Source organism: Nonomuraea sp. NPDC049625 (genome assembly GCF_040675285.1).
Lineage (GTDB): Bacteria > Actinomycetota > Actinomycetes > Streptosporangiales > Streptosporangiaceae > Nonomuraea > Nonomuraea angiospora_A.
Genome location: NZ_JBFAOQ010000017.1, coordinates 299,413 through 315,693, shown reverse-complemented (window position 1 = coordinate 315,693; position 16,281 = coordinate 299,413). Strand labels below are relative to the sequence as shown.

Genomic DNA, 16,281 nt, shown 5'->3' with positions numbered 1-16,281 from the left:
GTCAGCTCCTCGGCAGCACGGTGCCGGCGAGCCAGAGCAGCGGCTCCAGCACGTTGATCGGACGGACCGCGCCGAGGATGCGCGTGGTCTCCTCCCCGCCGGGGCCGGTCTCCTCGATCACGTTCCAGGGGTGGGCGGGCTGGAAGCGCCGCAGGTCGGGGTCAAGGTAGAAGCCGACGGCCGAGGTCATGAAGTAGCGCGTGCGGGCTGGGCTGAACAGCGTCCTGATGCCCTTGTCCAGCAGGACCGCGCTGTTTTCCACGTCGTGCTCGCAGAGCCGGGAGAACAGCTCGGCGGCCAGGCCGTCCGGCACGGTCGGAAACCCCTCGTCCCTGGTGGTGTTGTCGGTGTAGCCGAGCCGGCGCGCAGGCTCGTACACGTGCGGGTGGTCGAACTTCGTGATGCAGACGGCGAGGTGGTGCGGCAGGTATCGGTCTCGGCTGCGCTCGGCGGACCGCTGAGCGAGCTGCAGTACGGTCCGCTGGAAGTAGTCGTAGGAGTCGCGCCTGCTGCGCTCCCTGGTGGGGTCGAAGAGGTAGATGAGCCCGTCGCAGGAGGCGAGGTGGTCCAGCAGACGCTCCTCATCGGACACGGCCGGCCCGCCCGGTTCGTCGCGGCCGTCGCCGAACTGCACCCTGCCCGACAGTTTCGCCTGTGCTGGACGACCGCTACTGCCCCAGAACATGCCGCCCGGGGCATCGAGCAGCTCCAGCAGGATCGTCGTCACCTCCTGCTCGGTACGGCTCAGTCCGAGCCTGATCCTGCGGCGCACCTCACGATCGCCGCGGAACACCCACTGCAAGCCCGGCGGGAGGGAGACGGTCGCGGACGGGAACTGCTTGAGCCGGACGAGCTGGTGGGTCATGTCGGTGAGGAAGTCCGTCGAGGCGTCGTCACTGCCGTACAGCCACCAGTCGGACTCGCCCCGGTCGATGGCCACGCGCAGCGCGGCGAGATAGGTCGTCTTGCCGCTCTGCGGCGCGCCCCAGAGGCCGATGCGCCGTTGGAACCTGTCCTGCGGTTCTGGGCCGGGAAAGGTCATCGTCACCCCTGTGGCTGGTCGGCGAGTGGGAACGGAAGGTGGACGGGGTTCGGCGTGACCAGGGCCATAGCCTCGGCCAGCCCGCGCGCGGTCGCCGTGGCCAGCGGCTCCACGGTGCGGAAGCCGAGCGGCCGCCAGGTGTCGTCGCGTGGCCTGGGCGGTTCGTCGAGCACCGCCAGCCGGACACCGATCCCGGCGGCGCCGAACCGGCGCACGTAGGCCGTCCAGTCCCAGCCGTCGGGGCAGCGCTGAGCCGGCCGCGGCACGTCGGAGATCACGGCGGGATGCGGTGGCCGGGCGGCGACCACCAGCAGGATGCGGGGGCGCAGCACTGGGCGGCGTGCGCAGCGCGCATCCACCTCGTGCAGGGCGTCCTCCAGCGGCGCCGCGTTCTTGTTCCACCGCGACGCGGGCGCGGGGAAGGTGGCCAGCGTGTCCTGTGCCTGGGCAGGCGTCCCCAGCCAGCGCCCCTGCACGACGGGCTCGTCCGCCGCGTCCAGCGCGTAGTGGTCGGTGTATCCGAACAGCGCGATGCCGGCCGCTGCGGTCGGCTCCGCCATAAGCAGGTCGAACAGCTCCGCCAGCAGTTTCCTGCGCCGCCTGACCGCGTCCTCGGGCCCGTTCAGCTCGACCAGGCAGATGATCTCCACTGGCCTGCCCGGCACCTCGATCCGGGCGGGCGCGAGCGCCTTCAATTCGGCCAGGCCGCGCCGGTCCGGCCGGGCCTGGGCGGGCGTGATGAGCCGTACCCGCCCCGGAGCCGCCAACTCCACCTCAACGGGGATCGGCCCGCCGGGAGGCAACCGGGCGGCCCAGGCTCCGACGAGCGCGCTCGTCCCGGACACGACGGCCAGCACGCAGTCGCGATCGGCCCCGTACGGCGGGCAGCGGACGGTGACCGTGGCGGTCTTCCCCGCGTGGGCTCCCGGGGCGAACAGCGGGCGGGTGACCAGCCGGACCCGGCCGTCGTCCGCCACGTCGGCGACCAGCAGACCGTAGGAGGTGCGCAGTGGCTGCGCGGCCAGGACCTCGGCCAGCACCGGCTCGACCGCTCCCTCGTCGGCGAACCACACCTGCCGCCGGTGACGGCGGCCGAGCAGGTCGATCATCTCGTCGGGCACCGTCCAGCCGGGATTATGGTTGACGGCCACCAGCACCGCGTCATCCCGCAGCCCAGAGGCGGCGAGCAGTCCGTCGGCCCAGGCCGCCAGCCGCCGGCTGACCTCAGCCCTGTCCACCCCCGCCAGGCCGCCCGCGAGCTGGAAGCGCAACCGATCCGCGCCGGGGTTCAGCATGGGCAGCACGTCGTGCATCGGCCGGGACCAGCGCTCGGTCCGCGTGCCGCCCGTATCGGGCTTGGCGGTCTCCACCCGGGTGATCGTGACGTTGCGCGCGTCGATCTCCACCACGGCCAGGACCTGACCCGCGGCCAGCGACGTGACGGCCGCTTCGAGCGCGGGACGCAGCGGCCGCACGGGTATGGCGGGGCGCTCTTCCCCCTGGTCCCAGTCCGCCTCGGCCGGCGTGCCCCGCACGAAGGGGACGCCCGTCCGGCGGTCGAACCCCGCCCGGACCGCCGCAGCCAGGTCGTGGGCGAGCCGCGCCCCGGCCAGCCGGGCCTCGAAGGCCGGGCGGTCCGCGAACCCCACAGACCAGTCCGAGCGGAGCGTCCAGCCGCAGCGGCACCGTCCCTGCTCCCTGATCGGCAGCCCGCAGACCGGGCAGGCGAGGCTAGCCGGGCACATCGGGGACGTCCTGGAGGTGGAAGACGTTTGGGTCGGCGTCGGGCTCCTCGGCGGACCGCACGGCCAGTCGCCCGGCCATCGCGTCCAGCAGACGCCGTGCGTCCCGCGCATTGCCGAAGCCGGGCGCCCGGCGTGCCGCCTCGAACCAGACGCCGGCCTGCGCCCGTACCTGCGGGGAGACCACGAAGCCCTGCGCTGCGGCCATCGAGACGAGGATCTCGGCCAGCTCCGCCGCGTCGTACGGGGAGAACTCGATCCGCCCGCCGAAGCGGGAGGACAGACCGGTGTTCGAAACCAGGAATCGCGCCATCTCGTCCGGATAGCCGGCGGCGATGACGCTGAACTGGCCACGCCTGTTTTCCATCGCCTGGTTGAGCGTGTCGATCGCCTCCTGGCCGAAGTCGTGGCCGACCGCCGCTCCGCCCGGCGCCAGCGCGTAGGCCTCGTCGATGAACAGCACCCCGCCCCTGGCCTCCTCGATCCTCTTCTTGACCAGCTGCGCCGTCTGGCCGACATAACCGGCCACCAGATCCGCCCTGCCGACCTCGACCACGTGGCCCCGCTGCAGGAGCCCCAGCTCCTTGAAGATGCGGCCGATCTGCCTGGCGACCGTGGTCTTGCCGGTGCCCGGCGGGCCGACGAACAGCAGGTGCGGCGCGACCACCTCACCCTGCCCGCGGCGCTGGTTGTGCTGCACGCGCACCACGATGTCGCGCACGCTCTCCTTGAGCGTCCGCATCCCGATCATCACGTCCAGCGGTCCGAGCAGATCGGGCAGCGGCGGTGGCGCGGGATCGTAGGTCCACCGCTCGGGCAGGTCGGCCGGGTCGAGCGGCAGCGTCCGGTGCTCGCGTACGCGCCGGGCCCAGCGCCGACCCGTCGCCTCGGCAAGTTGCCGCATGTCCCTGGCGTTACCGAACCGCTCGGTCCGCTGCCGGTACATCCGCTCGACGACCTTCCCGAGCGCGGCGTCGAACTCCGGCGTGCGAATCAACCTGCGGTCGTCCAAGAACCACCTGGCGATGGATGTCAGGTGCGGCGGCTCGTAGTCGGGGAAGCGCAGGAAGTTCTCCTGCGGGAACCGGCTCTCCAGGCCCGGGTTGGAGGCCAGGAGCTCGCGGATGGGCTCCTCGTACCCGGCCATGATGACCACCAGCCGGTCCCGGTCCTTCTCCATCCTGTCCAGCAGGGTGTTGATCGCCTCCCGGCCGAATCCGCCGCTGCCCTCCGCGTCCTTCAGCGTGTACGCCTCGTCGATGAACAGCACGCCGTCGAGGGCCTGGTTGATCAGCGCCTCGGTCTTGATCGCGGTCTCTCCCACGTACTGGCCGACCAGGTCCGATCTTCCGGCCCGTACGAGATGGCCCCGGTTCAGCAGGCCGAGGTCCTGGAAGATCTCGCCCACGAGCTGGGCCACCGTTGTCTTGCCGGTCCCCGGGCTGCCGGCGAACACCATGTGCCGGGTGTCGGGCTCCGACCCGGCGGGCGGCTGATGGCGCAGACCTTCCAGGTGGCCGCGGACCTCGTCGAGCCCCTTGAGCTGGGCGAGCCGCTGCCACACGTCGCCCTGGCCCGAGGCGGCGCTGTCGATCCACGCCCGCTCCCGGAGGGTGGCCCCCGCGAACGGCTTCCCCGGGCCGCACAGCGTGTGCAGCTTTCTCTCCCAGTCGCCGAGCATTCTGTGCGTCGCCGACATCTGCCTGGCCAGCCTGGTCACCACGGTCCAGTCGGGGACGGCGAGCCCGTCGCTCACGTGCAGCCGGTGCACCAGCCTGATCAGCTCGCGGTCGTCCGGCGGCCCGATCCTGCCGGGCATCCCGCGGCGGCGGCGTTCCTCGCGCGCGGCCGTCTGGAGCACCGGCAGGTTCCTGCTCTCCTGGGCGTACTGCTCGACCTGCGCGAGCTCCTCCTTGTCGAAGACGAGCACGCACGCGTTGCCGGGGCCCATGCGCCCGTCAAGCCATCTGTCGAGGGCGGTGGCGAGGTCGCGGTGGCCGTCCAGCCAGGCGTCGATCATCTCGATCCGCTCCAGGATCATGGCGGTGCGGGCGTCGCCCTTGTGCATGAGCGAGCGCATGAGCCGAATGGCGGCCACGTCCGTCATCGCGGCGTGGAACTCCTCACGCTCCGGCGAGAGCTGCTCCCGTAGCCGTACGGTGCCCAAGGGACCCGCGACGGCGTGCCTGCGCCGCCGCGCGGCAGGCGACTCCTCGGCGGGTGCGAGCTTGGACGTGGTGTCGCGGACCGTCAGCATGGTGTCGGTCGAGAAGAACACGACGCGCTGGAAACCGGCCGCCCGCAACATGTCGTGCAGCGCCTGGCTCAGGTCGGCCCGGTGGTAGTCCTCGGTCACGAAGGCATCGCGGGTGCCCACGCCGTACACGAGCAGGACGGGCGCGCCTTCCTTGGCAGCCTCGTACAGGGGGCGCAGCCGCTCAAGGACAGCCGGACTCCGCTCTTTCACGTCAGCCCGTCCCCCGGCGCAGGGCGCGGATCCGCTTGAAGTCGCGTTCCTCGGGAGTCGGCTCGGCGCCCGTGTCGGTGGCCTCGCCGATCGGGACCCCGCCCTGGCGCAGCGCCCGCGTCAGGTCCCGCGCGCGCTGGGCGCGGCGGGCTTGAGAGCGTTCGTCGTCGTACGACAGGATCCTGATGGTCATCCCCGTGTCCCCGTCCGGCGCGATCTCAACCACGACCTCACTGTCGTCGTGGTGGCGCAGCTTGCTGTAGTGCGCCTGCCGGAAGTCCTCCCCCTCGTAGGTCTCCTCCACGAAGCCGAACCCCTGCTCGGTCAGGGCGTCGATCACCTGCTCGGCGGTGTTGGCCCGGAACTGCGAGGCAACGACCCGTCGGCCGGCCCGCTCGGCCAGAGAGTCGAGCCGCGCCTCGTAACCCGGCACGACCTGCCTGATGATTTTCCGGAGCTCGGCCACGTCCATCGGGCCGTGCTCGCCCGTCGCCCTCCGCGTCAGCTCATCGATCTCGGCTCGCAGCTCGCTCAAGCCGCCGTCGGTCCAGTGGTCCACATCCACCATGGCGCCGGGCAGGTCCGGTACGGTCACCTCTGCGTTGGCCCTGGCCACCTCGGCCGCGCGGTGGAGCGCTGCCAGCGCCTCCGCCTGTGTGTGCAGCCACTCGAACTCCAGCAGCTGGACGTCGGCGCGCAGCTCGCTAAGGTCGTGGTAGAGCTGCTGAACGGTGCCAAGGGAATACGCGGGCTCCTGCTCGTGAACCATCCGGCTGGCATCGGTGAGCCGGTGATGGAGCCGGTCGAGCCGTCCCGGCGCGAATCGCTCGTGCGGCATGCCCTCGATGACGTCGTGCATCAGCCAGGCATCCTGGTAGATAGAACGCGCCGCCTCGGATGCCCGGTCGCGGCCGCCCTTCAGCTCGTCGATCCGCTCGGACAGCTGGTGGAGCCGCGCCTGCCTCTCGGACCGCTCCCTTCCGATCTCCCGGCGCAGTTGCTCGGCCGTCCTTGTCGTCTCGTCACGCACATCCTGGAGCGCGTCGAGCTGCTTACGCAGCTCGGTGTTCGTCCACGACTCGAGTTGCCGGGTGTGCTCGCTCAGCGCGGCCAGGGCTTGCTCGGCCTGGTCCTGCCTACGTACGACGGCCGTCCTGAGCCGGTCGAGGTCGGCCTGGCTCTGCCGCCGGATGTTCTCCAGCATCCCAGGGAGCTCGCGATGGACCTCGGCCAGCTTGCCGGCAGCCCGCTGGGCCTCGTTCCATACGGCCTCATCGACGGTGATTCGTTTGGCCCCGCTCACGTCCGACCTCCTCCGATCGTGTGCCAGGCAGCGGTGAGGCTGCTCGGCGGGACGCCCACCAACAGGACGTCCCGGTCTTTGACATGGATCTCGGCGCGGCGAGGGCCGCCAGTGAAGTCGTGGCCGCGCAGTCGCTCGGTGAGGTGATGCACCCGCTGGTTGTCGCTGCCGCGCATGCCGCGGTCGTTGTCGCGCGCCGCGACGTAACGCCCGTCGATGAGCACGTCGACCTCGGCCAGCAGCTCCTCGGCGATCGGACGTCCGGTCAGTTCCTCCAGGCGGAAGCCGGTGAAGCAGATGAGCGTGACGTCCTTCACTGCGCGCACGGCCCGCACGGTAGCCGCCAGCCCTGCCGCCTGCGCCATCGGCTCACCACCCGAGAACGTCAGCCCGGTCACTCGGGGGTCGCCGAGCAGGGTCGCGGCCAGTTCGTCCGGGGTCATCTGCCGGGCAGGGCGGTCGGGGATCCAGTTCGGCGCCAGGCATCCCCGGCAGCGGAAGGGACATCCCTGCACCCAGACCACGGCGCGTACGCCCGGACCGAGCGCCCTGGTCGCTGGGCAGATCTCCGCGACGTTCAGCACGCGATCACCTGCTCCTGCGGAAGAGGACAGCCAGCAGTCCCAGCAGCGGGACGCGCCTGCGGCCGCGGCCCTGCCGCACCGGCGCCAGAGGCGGCAGCGGATCCGCCGACGACTGAATCGCTCCGCGAGCGACATACCTGTCCAGGTTGTTCGGAAGTTGTCGGAGCTCACGTTCACGCCAGAGGCGCAGCGATTCTTGCGCCAGCTCCAGCTCGACCGCTGCGGTCGATCGCGCCATGGTCTCCAGCACTTTGGCACGCTCCCGTGACACGTAGTCCGAGTAAACGATCTCGTCGTTGTTGGCAAGGAATCCGGCCTGCCGCTCCTTGCGCGCGGTCTGCTTGCCGAGCTCGAGATGTTCCTTCTCGTACGCTTCGAGCAACTCGTCGTACCTGGTGGGCCGGCCGATCAGGAACAGAATCTTCACGAAGATGGGCAGGCACTCCAGCGTGGTGATCAGCAGAAACAGCAGAGCTCGCGACAATCCGAGCGTGAAGTCGTCGCCCGTGACCCTGTTGAGCGCCTTCAGCCGGATGAGGAACCCCTTGTTGGCCGTGTTCTCCTGCTCGAAGGCGTCTTGCTCGGCGCTCAGTATGCCGCGCAGCCGTTTCAGTTCGGTCTGCACGGCGGGCAGGCGGCCCTTCGCCTCGTTGAGCGTGTCGTCGGCACGAGTCGCGGCGCTCTGCTGGATGCTCCCGACCCGGACTTTGACACGTTTCTCGATGATCGCGATCTGGCGTTCGGCCTCCGCCTGCTTGCGCTTGTACTCCCTCCAGTGCGGGCCCCGGCCAGCGTCGTGCCTGAGGTGTCCGTTGCACTTCTCCCCCGTCTCCTCGCAGACCGCGGCGTCGGCGTTGTCGTCCCGCCTTCTCTCCAGCGATTCGAGCAGCTTCCGGAGCTGGACGACCTCAGGATCCGCTTCCGCGTTGACCGCCGCGCCGCCACCGCTCGAGATGGCGGCCACGAGGGTGCTCTCCTCGCGCTTCAGCTTCTCGATCTGCCGGCCCACCGATCCCGTGGCCAGGCTTCGTTGGTTCGCCTCGGACTGCTCGATCCTGATCTTGGTAATCTCCGCCTCCACCTCCGGATTGAAGATCCGCAGGACCAGCGGCGTGGAAATGATCAGCCCGAACAGCAGAGCGAGCAGGAACCGCGGTATCGCGATCTTCAGGATGTCCCGTTTGCGGGCACTGCGCTGGAGTGAGGCGACGAGCCAGCGGTCCAGGTTGAGAATGGCGAGGAACCACACCGCAGCGACGAACACCGCCGCAGCGGCCGAGGCGCTCAGCGCCATGGTCATGGCGAAGAACATCGAGAGGCCGGCGAGCGCGGCCGTCGTGAGAACGGCGCCGCCCATACCCTGGTATTTAGGGCGATCAGCGGGCACCTGGTTGAGAACGTACGGATAGGCGCCGGACAGCCAGATAAGGAAGGACCGGCGATTACCTGGCAGTGGATCGTGTGTCCGTAAAGGCCGCCGAGGCGCGGGCGGCTGGGTCATGTGCGCCCGCCTTTCCGTATGTCTTGCTCACCGTTGTCCGGGACCGGGCGTGCCAGCGGCAGAACCCGAAAATCGGGAGCCCGTGGGATCGATGCCCATATCTGGAACGCCCGCCGGGACCGGCGCCGCGGAAGTGACCACCAGGAGCGGCGAGCTTGGGCCCGCAACGCCCTAGATCTTTGGGCGAGCACGTTGATGTCGCGTACTCGCAGCTCAACCGAAGGGATGACCGGCTGGACCGGCCCGAATCTGATAGCAAAGTCCCCGGCGTTCGCTTGGCACCGCTGATCCGGGGTCGCGCGCACCGGGCAGGCGGCCTGCGGATCACAGGCCCCCGTCATCTGTTCACTCACCCGACTCCCCGTCTCGTTCCGAGCCTTGCCGGCACCGGCACCGGCAGCCGCAGACGACTGCCTCATGCAAATCCCCTTCCCAGGGAGGCATCATGATGGCACGACAGCGTGATCAATTTCTGGGCTTCACAAATCAACAACAATCCATTGACAAGCCGCCCGGATTTACCTATCGGAACCTCATACTCCAAAACCCGTTGCCGATTCACCGCACGGAGAAGACGAATACACGCCAGCCTGCCGGCTTCCCGGTCCATGACCGGGCAGGGCACACACCATGAAGCCGCCCGTCCTTACCGCCACTCCGCATCCGAATCGCGCTCCTGGCCTCTCCTCACGCAGAGCGGAGGAACGTCTCTCCATTGCAACAGGACGCACGGGCGAACTCCGGTCGCGGACCGGTCACTTCCCGGCCGGGAGGCGCTCGACTAGCGCCGCGGCCTCGGGAGCGCGCATCACGAAGTGGACGTCCCAGGGCGTCCCGCCCGCCAACTCCGCCTCGACGGCGGCCCATACGGCGGCCAGGCTGACCTGGTACGGCAGCCCGCCACGCCCCGAGCCCAGCAGCGGGAAGCACACCGAGCGCAGCGGCGGAGTGTGACGGTCGCATTCCTCCGCCAGCAGCGCGAGGACCCGGGACACCGATCGGGTGACGTCGGCCGGCAGCACGTCGTAGTCATTGGTTCCTGCCCGGGGAACGGCGATCGCGGCGTGGTAGATCCGCCGCACGCCTTGTCCGGTCAGGGCCCCCGAGTCGGTGGCCACCACTGTGCCGGGCAGCACCGCACGTCCCGCAGTCCCGTGCCGGGCGGCCCACTTCCGCAGTCCGTCGTGGAGCGGATCGTCCGCCACGTCACCGGTCACGCCACGCACGGAGGCCGCCCGGCGGAGCGACGCGGCGACCGACGACTTGTACGGCTCCGGCAGCGCGAGATGGACGTTGACCGGGGAGACGACCACGTCCACGTTCCGCAACAGGTCCACGGGGTGCACATGGACGGTGAACCTCACCTGCCGGCCGCCGGCCAGGACCTGAACGGTCCGGTGCGTGCCGACGATCCACTCGTCCTCTGCGGCACTGGGCGCCCCGCTCTCCTGCGACACCAGTCGCATGATGTGCTCGGCGACCTGCCCGAGGACCATCACCTCATGGTCCTTGCGGAAGCGCTCGACGCTCACCCCGTACACCGAGGCCGCCCTGGCGCGACGTGAGGCCGCCGGCCAGTCCCGGGTGCCCTGCGCCAGACCCAGGGTGTAGTCGGCGGCGGTGCGCAGTGTGCCCGCGTCCAGGCGCGCCACGGCGAGCCTCAGCAGCGCCTCTACGGCCGCGCCCGGACTCCGGGCCCCGGTCGGGGTCACCGCCTCCGCCGCCGACTCCAGAGCCGGCAGTGCGCGCCCGCCCAGGCGGACCAGCCCGGCGCGCCTGACTTCCCTGAGTTCAGGCATGAGTGACGCGAGATCAGGAAGCGACGATGCCATGCCCTCACCATGGCTCACGCTTCATCGGTGGACAAGCGGGACCACCGTCACCGGGGCATCATTCCCTTCTCGGCTGCGAGATCTCCGACCGCAGTGATACGAGGAGTTGGTTCGCCCTGTCGATCCCGGCGTCGGAGTCGAGTTCCGGAATGCCTTTATCCGGCAGCACCTCCAGCGGCCTGCCGTCGCAGTGGTCGAACCTGTCGTGGAACAACACCAGGGCGCGCTGCGGCCGATTGTGCCGGGACTGCCAGATCAGTCCCATGACATCCGGTGCCTGCGCCCGGATCTCGCTCGCCCAGCGCCTTGCCTGCACATAGTTCCGCTCGTCCTCCAGGAGCGAGGAATCCTGGCAGACGGCGGCCAGATCGGGCGCCTCGATCAGGGAGACCAGGCTCAGCTCGCACCTGGTACGCAGAACGCTCAGCGAGCGGCGCCAGACCGTGGCGTAGGGGATGAGCCGCATACCGGCCGACGGTTCGAAGGGCCTGGAGCGCAGCACGCTTTCCGCGAGGGCGGTGGTCGGGGTGCCCGCCAGGTACAGGCAGTGATACGGATCGAGCAGCGTGCCGTCGAAGCGGTTGCCGACTCTGAACTCGAAGGGGTCCGCGAGGTTCGGGTTGAACTCGTCCGGCCGGTACTTGGTGTTGTGCACCCGCCACAGCTCCGTGCCTGCCGGAATCACATGACGGACGGGACGCAATTCCAACGAGGTCATGGGGAAGAGGCCGGTCATCAATCCCCCTCCACCAGTGCGGTGGCCGCGCCGACCAACTGCTGGTCGGGCAGTCGGCCGAGGAGCGACACGGGGGTCCCGTCCAGCCAGATGTTGCTGCTGAGCCACCAGGCCGCGGCCCCCCTGGGGTCGATGTCCGCGAGGAGAAGCCGGTTGACCTCCAGGACTACCTCGTACGGCGTGCCACTGCCCGCAGCGAACTGGAACTCCGGGTAGTGGACGCCGCCTTGGGGATCGGACAGCCTGATCAGCTCGGGTGGCGGCGCCGCGCCGCCACACCGGGCCCATGCCTCCTCCGCCGAGAGGGCCCGCGCCAGGAGCAGCTGCTCCAGGGAGGGGGCCGCCTCCGGGCCGGGGGACGGCGACGGGGTCGACAGCAGGGCCAGCAGTGCCTGCGCCCCCGCCACGGTGGAAGGGCCGGGCGGCACGGCGACGAACCGGAGGGACTCCAGCGCGGCGCGCACCGGATGGTCGAGCGGCAATGGCAGCAGGGCGAGTTTGACACCCTGGAGTGCCCTGCCGATCGCCATGACGTCGTCGGGCGCCACTTCGCTGAGGGCTCCCAGCCTGGCGAGCAGCAGTGCGTGCTGCTCCTCGTCGAGCGCCTCGCGGATGGTGGCCTGGTGCTCCCCGATCAGGGCGAGCAGCCTGTCGGCCGAACTCTCACGGCCGTCGTTCATCCGTTCCCCCTCCCATTCCTGTCTTCGTTTCTCCCGGCCCCGGATGCCCCTGATGAATGAACGCGGCCCAGAGCGAGATCCGATCGAGATCCGGTCGGCGCACCTGCCGCAGCAGCTCACCACTGAGCGAGCCCGGGTTCTCACGGTGCGGGTCGAGCATCCACCGTTGCGCGGCCCTGAGCGCGTCGACCGGGCTGAGCCCGTTGACGGTCAGGTAGTGGTGGAACACCGCCATCAGCAGCGCCGAAGCGCTGTCCTTGGTCGCCCACCGTGATCCGACGACATCCCGCGCTCCGCCCGAGACGAACGCCGTGGTGAGGGTCAGCGCCTCGTCGTGGTCGCGGGTGCTCAGATCGGTCTGGCAGGCACTCAGCACGACCAACGGCCCGTCCGTGGCGGTCTGTTGAGAGGTCGTGCGATCGAGCAGCCGGGTTACCGTCAGCATGCTCGGATCCGGCTCCGGTCCGCTTTCTCCGGCGGGCGTGGACCCGGGGGCGGCGAGATGCAGGGCCGAGACTGTGGGACGCGTACCCGCCGATCCGTGCGAGGCCACATGGAGCAGCGAGACCCCGTCGTCGAGGAACCCGAGGACATCCTCGGGGGTGCCGGGGAGCAGCTCCTCCTGAGGCATCTCGAAGATCCCCCCGCACATCCGGGCATGCCGGTACAGGGCGTTCCTCAGGGCCATGACCTCGACCTCGGCATGCGTCAGGTCCATGGTCGGGTCGGCCAGCAGAACGGGGGTGGCCGCCGGATCCCGTCGCGCGCGTCTCACTGTACGCAGGAACTGGCCGCCGGACGCGGCGTAGCTGATCACGTGGGTCTCGCAGAGATAGCGGTGCGGCTCGCCATCCGGGTGACGCGCGGCGTGCCAGGGGACGATGCCGAGCCGGCCGCAGGGCACCAGGACGATCCTGAGCGGCCGGCCGTCAGCCGCGAGCGCCCTGTCCAGAGCGGCGAGCACGGGGCCGAGCACCTGGAAGGCCCAGTCGCAGAGCGCCGTGAGAGCCTCCTCCCAGGCCTGTTCGGCGGACGAGTCGCTTCCGCCGCCCTCGCGTGCCGCTGCGTCGCGTTGGGCGGTGGCGTCGAGATAGCGCTCCAGCGGGCCGCTCTCGGCGCTGCACAGCCGTGACTGGACGTAAAGCCCTGCACCGAGCACCGGGCTCATCACGATCGCAACGCCGGCGTCACCGTCCTCGCAGGGAACCAGGTAGACGAGCGCATCGGCGCCGCTCTCTGCGACCCCGTCGGCGAGTTCACTCAGCGTGGGCGTGCCGAGCAGGCCGCCCTCCCGTCGGTAGCCGAGGGCGTCGAGGGCCTGGCGTCGCAGCGTGCTCGGCAGTTCCTCGGGGACGCCGTCGTCGCCGGCCGCCCTGGGGACCTGGCCCGCGCCGGCCACCCGCCACGCCTCGGCGAGATCGTGGTGCCCGCCCGCGTCGAGGAGTTCGGGTACGGCCGACGAGGTGGACGCCGCGTGCAGCACCAGGGCCCGGCCCAGTTCCAGGGCGGCCACGGCCTCGTGCAGCCGTCCCTGCGAGGCCGCCCACGCGGCGGCTCGCACACCCCTGCTCGCCCCGGAACGGGCCGCCAGCAGTCCGTGCTCCGCGCCGGACTGGAGGAGGACATCGGCGGCGAGCGTCGTCAGCGCCTCCAGAGAGGCTTCCAGGGCCGTAATGTCCTGCACGTCGTGGTTGAGGACCCCGCGCTCGCGGTACGCCATCGCCAGACTCCACAGCGCCTCGGCCGCGATCCTTGGTGCCCTCCCCTCCCGGACGCGGTCACGGATCCGCTCCAGTTCGTCGATCAGCCGGTCCAGGAGGACCCGGTCATGGGTGAGGGAGTAGTGCAGGGCGACAGACAGCGCGGCGGTGTGGAGATCCTCCGTCGAGGCGTCCGGAGGCGGGGTAGCGACGTCGCGTACCAGTGTCGTGTCTCCGGTGAGGCCGGCGCGCAGCAGATCGGGGTCCGGGATGTACGGCAGGGTCATGTCGGCGGCGAACGGGAGATCGCTCTCCCTGACACCGGATATCCCCTCCTCCAGGTAGGGCAGGCCACGCAGCATCCGGTCCTTGTCTTGGGTGACGATGCCGAGCCTGGCATGGGCCGCACCCAGCGCCGCGAGGACCATGTACCGGAACTGATGGCCCTCGGGGACGGACTTCTCCAGCGCTTCCGCCTCGTCCACCAAGTCCTGGAGCGCCTGGACGTTCTCCGACTCCCCCGCGTCGAAGATCCTGGTGTGCAACGCTATCGCCTGCCCCATGACTGCGAGACCCGTCACGCCGGGAGGCAGCGACCCTTCGAGCGCCTCGATGTGGGCGAGGATCTTCTCCATGTTGACGCGGCCTGCCGCCCAGTCCTGGATCGCGCCGCCGGCGACGGAACTGATGTTGAGCAGCATTGCCCTCCGGGCCTCCATCCCGGAAGTCGGGTACCCGGGGGGCGGGTTCTTCTGTACGGAACTCAGCCGCTGGAGGAGTTCGTTGAACGCCTGGGGATCGCCGCTGTCGAGCAGGTCGGCGAGGCCGTGTGTGCTGGCGTTCGAGGCGTCGAGGGCGGCGGCTAGGCGACGGATGTCGTCGAGGGTGAGCGTGGGACCCGGCCCGGGCCCGGACTTCGGGTCCAACTCGGGCTGCGGCTGCGGGGACGAGTGGTCGGGCTCAGGGGACGGCTCCGCACCCAGGCTCTTGTGAGGTTCTGAGGCATCGGGTCCCGAAGTGTCTGTCGCGCCGCCCCCAGAACCACCGGCGGCCATACCGAAGAACTGGTCCATCATCCGCCGCAGTTGGTCCGTGTGGGGATCCCCGGCGGGCATCATGCTGGTCAGCAGGTCGGCGAACTCCGGCCCCGGAGGAGTCGAGGAGATCTCCCTGCTGCGCCGCAGCTCCGCCAGGACCTCCGGCGGCAACGGCAGCTCCAGCACCTCCACGATCAGCTCCTCGATCTCCGTCGCGACAGCCGTCATCCCACCAAGCCCCGCCCGTATGCCCCAGTCAACCATGGCAGAGAGGTCGGGTACGCCCCCGTAGCCGCCCTGCTGCAACCGAATCGGGCTGATGATCGCCACGAGGAACAGGGCCGCCCATCGCCGCTCCTCCTCGCCCACCGCGGCTCCCAGCTCCGTCCCGCGGTCCCGCGCCTCCCGCAGCAGCCGCTCCGCGCGCTCCCGGTCCCCGGGCTCATCACCCCCTAAGGAATACCGCATGGCCAGCGCACCGCCCAGCCATACGCTCACCGCGCCGCGGAGAGCAAGGTCGTGATCCAACAGACCCGCCAGCTCGCCGAGTTCGGCGATCGACGCGTCGTATGCCCGAGGCCGCACCGCTCTCACGCCCATAGCCGGGGTCAGTCGCTTGACCCGATCCGCGGCCTCCGCCACCCAGAGCCGCAGCCCCTGAACGCCGCCGCTCTCCTCGTCACTCACCGGCATCCCGTATCTCCCCGAGACCTCAACGGCCCTTGGATTCAAGGCCACTATGCCGATCGGCCGAACGTACGGCGACAAGATCTCCCACTTTCCCCCCTCAACGCCCCGAATCCGCCCGGGACACGCCCAGATCGGCCCGCATGGTGCGGCGCATCTCCCGCAGCCCGCCCCACAGCGCCTCAATGCTCTGCTGCATCAAGGCAGGCGAGTCGCCCGCTCGCGGCACACCGTCGTCGAGACGCCGCACCATGCCATACACCGCGCCCAGGTCACGGCTGAGGTCGCCCGCGAGTTCGAGCACGCGCTCCGGTACCCGCATCTGAGCCTCCGCGTACGCGTCCCGGTGCTGGTCACGCGCCTCAGTCAGCCGCTGCCGCACGGACCGCAGATCGTCGTGGCCCAGCGCATGCATGTGGTCGGTGAGCGCGGTCAGATACTGCCGAGCCGCCGTGTTGAGGGCCACGTAGCACGACCGCAGTTCCTGGGCCTCGCTGCGCCGCTTCCGCAGTTGCTCGGCCTGCTCCTGCTCACGCTCCCGGCCACGCTCCGCCGCCCGCTGGGTCAACAACGCGGACAGCAGCGTCCCGACGACTCCTACCACCGCGACCAGGAAGGCGGTCGCGCTACCGATGTCCACACAACCTCCATCGATGTTCCAGCACATCGCCAGCGAAGCAGCGGACCTCCCCTTGTGTGAACCTCCGCCCGGGGATCGCCCGAAGTTCAGCCCACCACTGACCAGTTAGGCAGAGGCTTCGCTCAGGAAGAAGCTGACATAGCGGTCGTCGAATGCGTCGTACTCGGTGTTGCGGTTCCATGTCCCTCGGCGCCGAGGAAGACACCGGGAATGACGAAGACGCTGAGACTGACGAGGGCACCGGGATCGACGAACACGCCGATGGTGACCGGGATTTCGCCTGTGGGTGCCAAGAACTCGGCCGCCCTATGCGACCTGCGCGTATTCGTG

General features: G+C 70.0%; 11 protein-coding genes. All 11 read right to left on the bottom strand.

What is annotated here, in order from left to right; all coding sequences use genetic code 11:
• Position 1: 1 nt before the first annotated feature.
• Entirely contained in the window at positions 2–1,042 is a 1,041-nt protein-coding gene (locus AB0J87_RS50645; RefSeq protein WP_363979805.1) for a hypothetical protein, read from the bottom strand.
• Positions 1,043–1,044: 2 nt separating this feature from the next.
• Positions 1,045–2,787 carry a hypothetical protein gene (locus tag AB0J87_RS50640; RefSeq protein WP_363979802.1) on the bottom strand — a complete coding sequence of 581 codons (1,743 nt, stop codon included), beginning with the start codon at positions 2,785–2,787 and terminating at the stop codon, positions 1,045–1,047.
• A complete protein-coding gene (locus AB0J87_RS50635; protein ID WP_363979799.1) occupies positions 2,774–5,251 on the bottom strand; it encodes an AAA family ATPase in 2,478 nt (825 codons plus the stop codon). Before AB0J87_RS50635 ends, AB0J87_RS50640 begins: the two co-directional genes overlap by 14 nt.
• Before the next feature lies 1 nt (position 5,252).
• A complete protein-coding gene (locus tag AB0J87_RS50630; protein ID WP_363979796.1) occupies positions 5,253–6,554 on the bottom strand; it encodes a hypothetical protein in 1,302 nt (433 codons plus the stop codon).
• Positions 6,551–7,138, bottom strand: coding sequence for a 4Fe-4S single cluster domain-containing protein (locus AB0J87_RS50625; RefSeq protein WP_363979793.1), 588 nt, complete (start codon positions 7,136–7,138; stop codon positions 6,551–6,553). The genes AB0J87_RS50630 and AB0J87_RS50625 overlap by 4 nt, the downstream gene beginning before the upstream one ends.
• Before the next feature lie 4 nt (positions 7,139–7,142).
• Positions 7,143–8,639, bottom strand: coding sequence for a DUF4407 domain-containing protein (locus tag AB0J87_RS50620; protein ID WP_363979790.1), 1,497 nt, complete (start codon positions 8,637–8,639; stop codon positions 7,143–7,145).
• Between the two features lie 755 nt (positions 8,640–9,394).
• A complete protein-coding gene (locus AB0J87_RS50615) occupies positions 9,395–10,438 on the bottom strand; it encodes a hypothetical protein (protein ID WP_363979787.1) in 1,044 nt (347 codons plus the stop codon).
• Positions 10,439–10,529: 91 nt separating this feature from the next.
• Entirely contained in the window at positions 10,530–11,156 is a 627-nt protein-coding gene (locus tag AB0J87_RS50610) for an RES family NAD+ phosphorylase (RefSeq protein WP_363979784.1), read from the bottom strand.
• Between the two features lie 50 nt (positions 11,157–11,206).
• Positions 11,207–11,887: a hypothetical protein gene (locus AB0J87_RS50605; RefSeq protein WP_363979781.1), complete on the bottom strand. Its 681-nt coding sequence runs from the start codon at positions 11,885–11,887 to the stop codon at positions 11,207–11,209.
• Positions 11,871–15,317, bottom strand: coding sequence for a CHAT domain-containing protein (locus AB0J87_RS50600; RefSeq protein WP_363979778.1), 3,447 nt, complete (start codon positions 15,315–15,317; stop codon positions 11,871–11,873). The genes AB0J87_RS50605 and AB0J87_RS50600 overlap by 17 nt, the downstream gene beginning before the upstream one ends.
• 94 nt (positions 15,318–15,411) lie before the next feature.
• On the bottom strand, positions 15,412–15,951 hold the full coding sequence (locus AB0J87_RS50595; protein ID WP_363979775.1) for a hypothetical protein: 540 nt from the start codon (positions 15,949–15,951) through the stop codon (positions 15,412–15,414).
• Between the last annotated feature and the right edge of the window lie 330 nt (positions 15,952–16,281).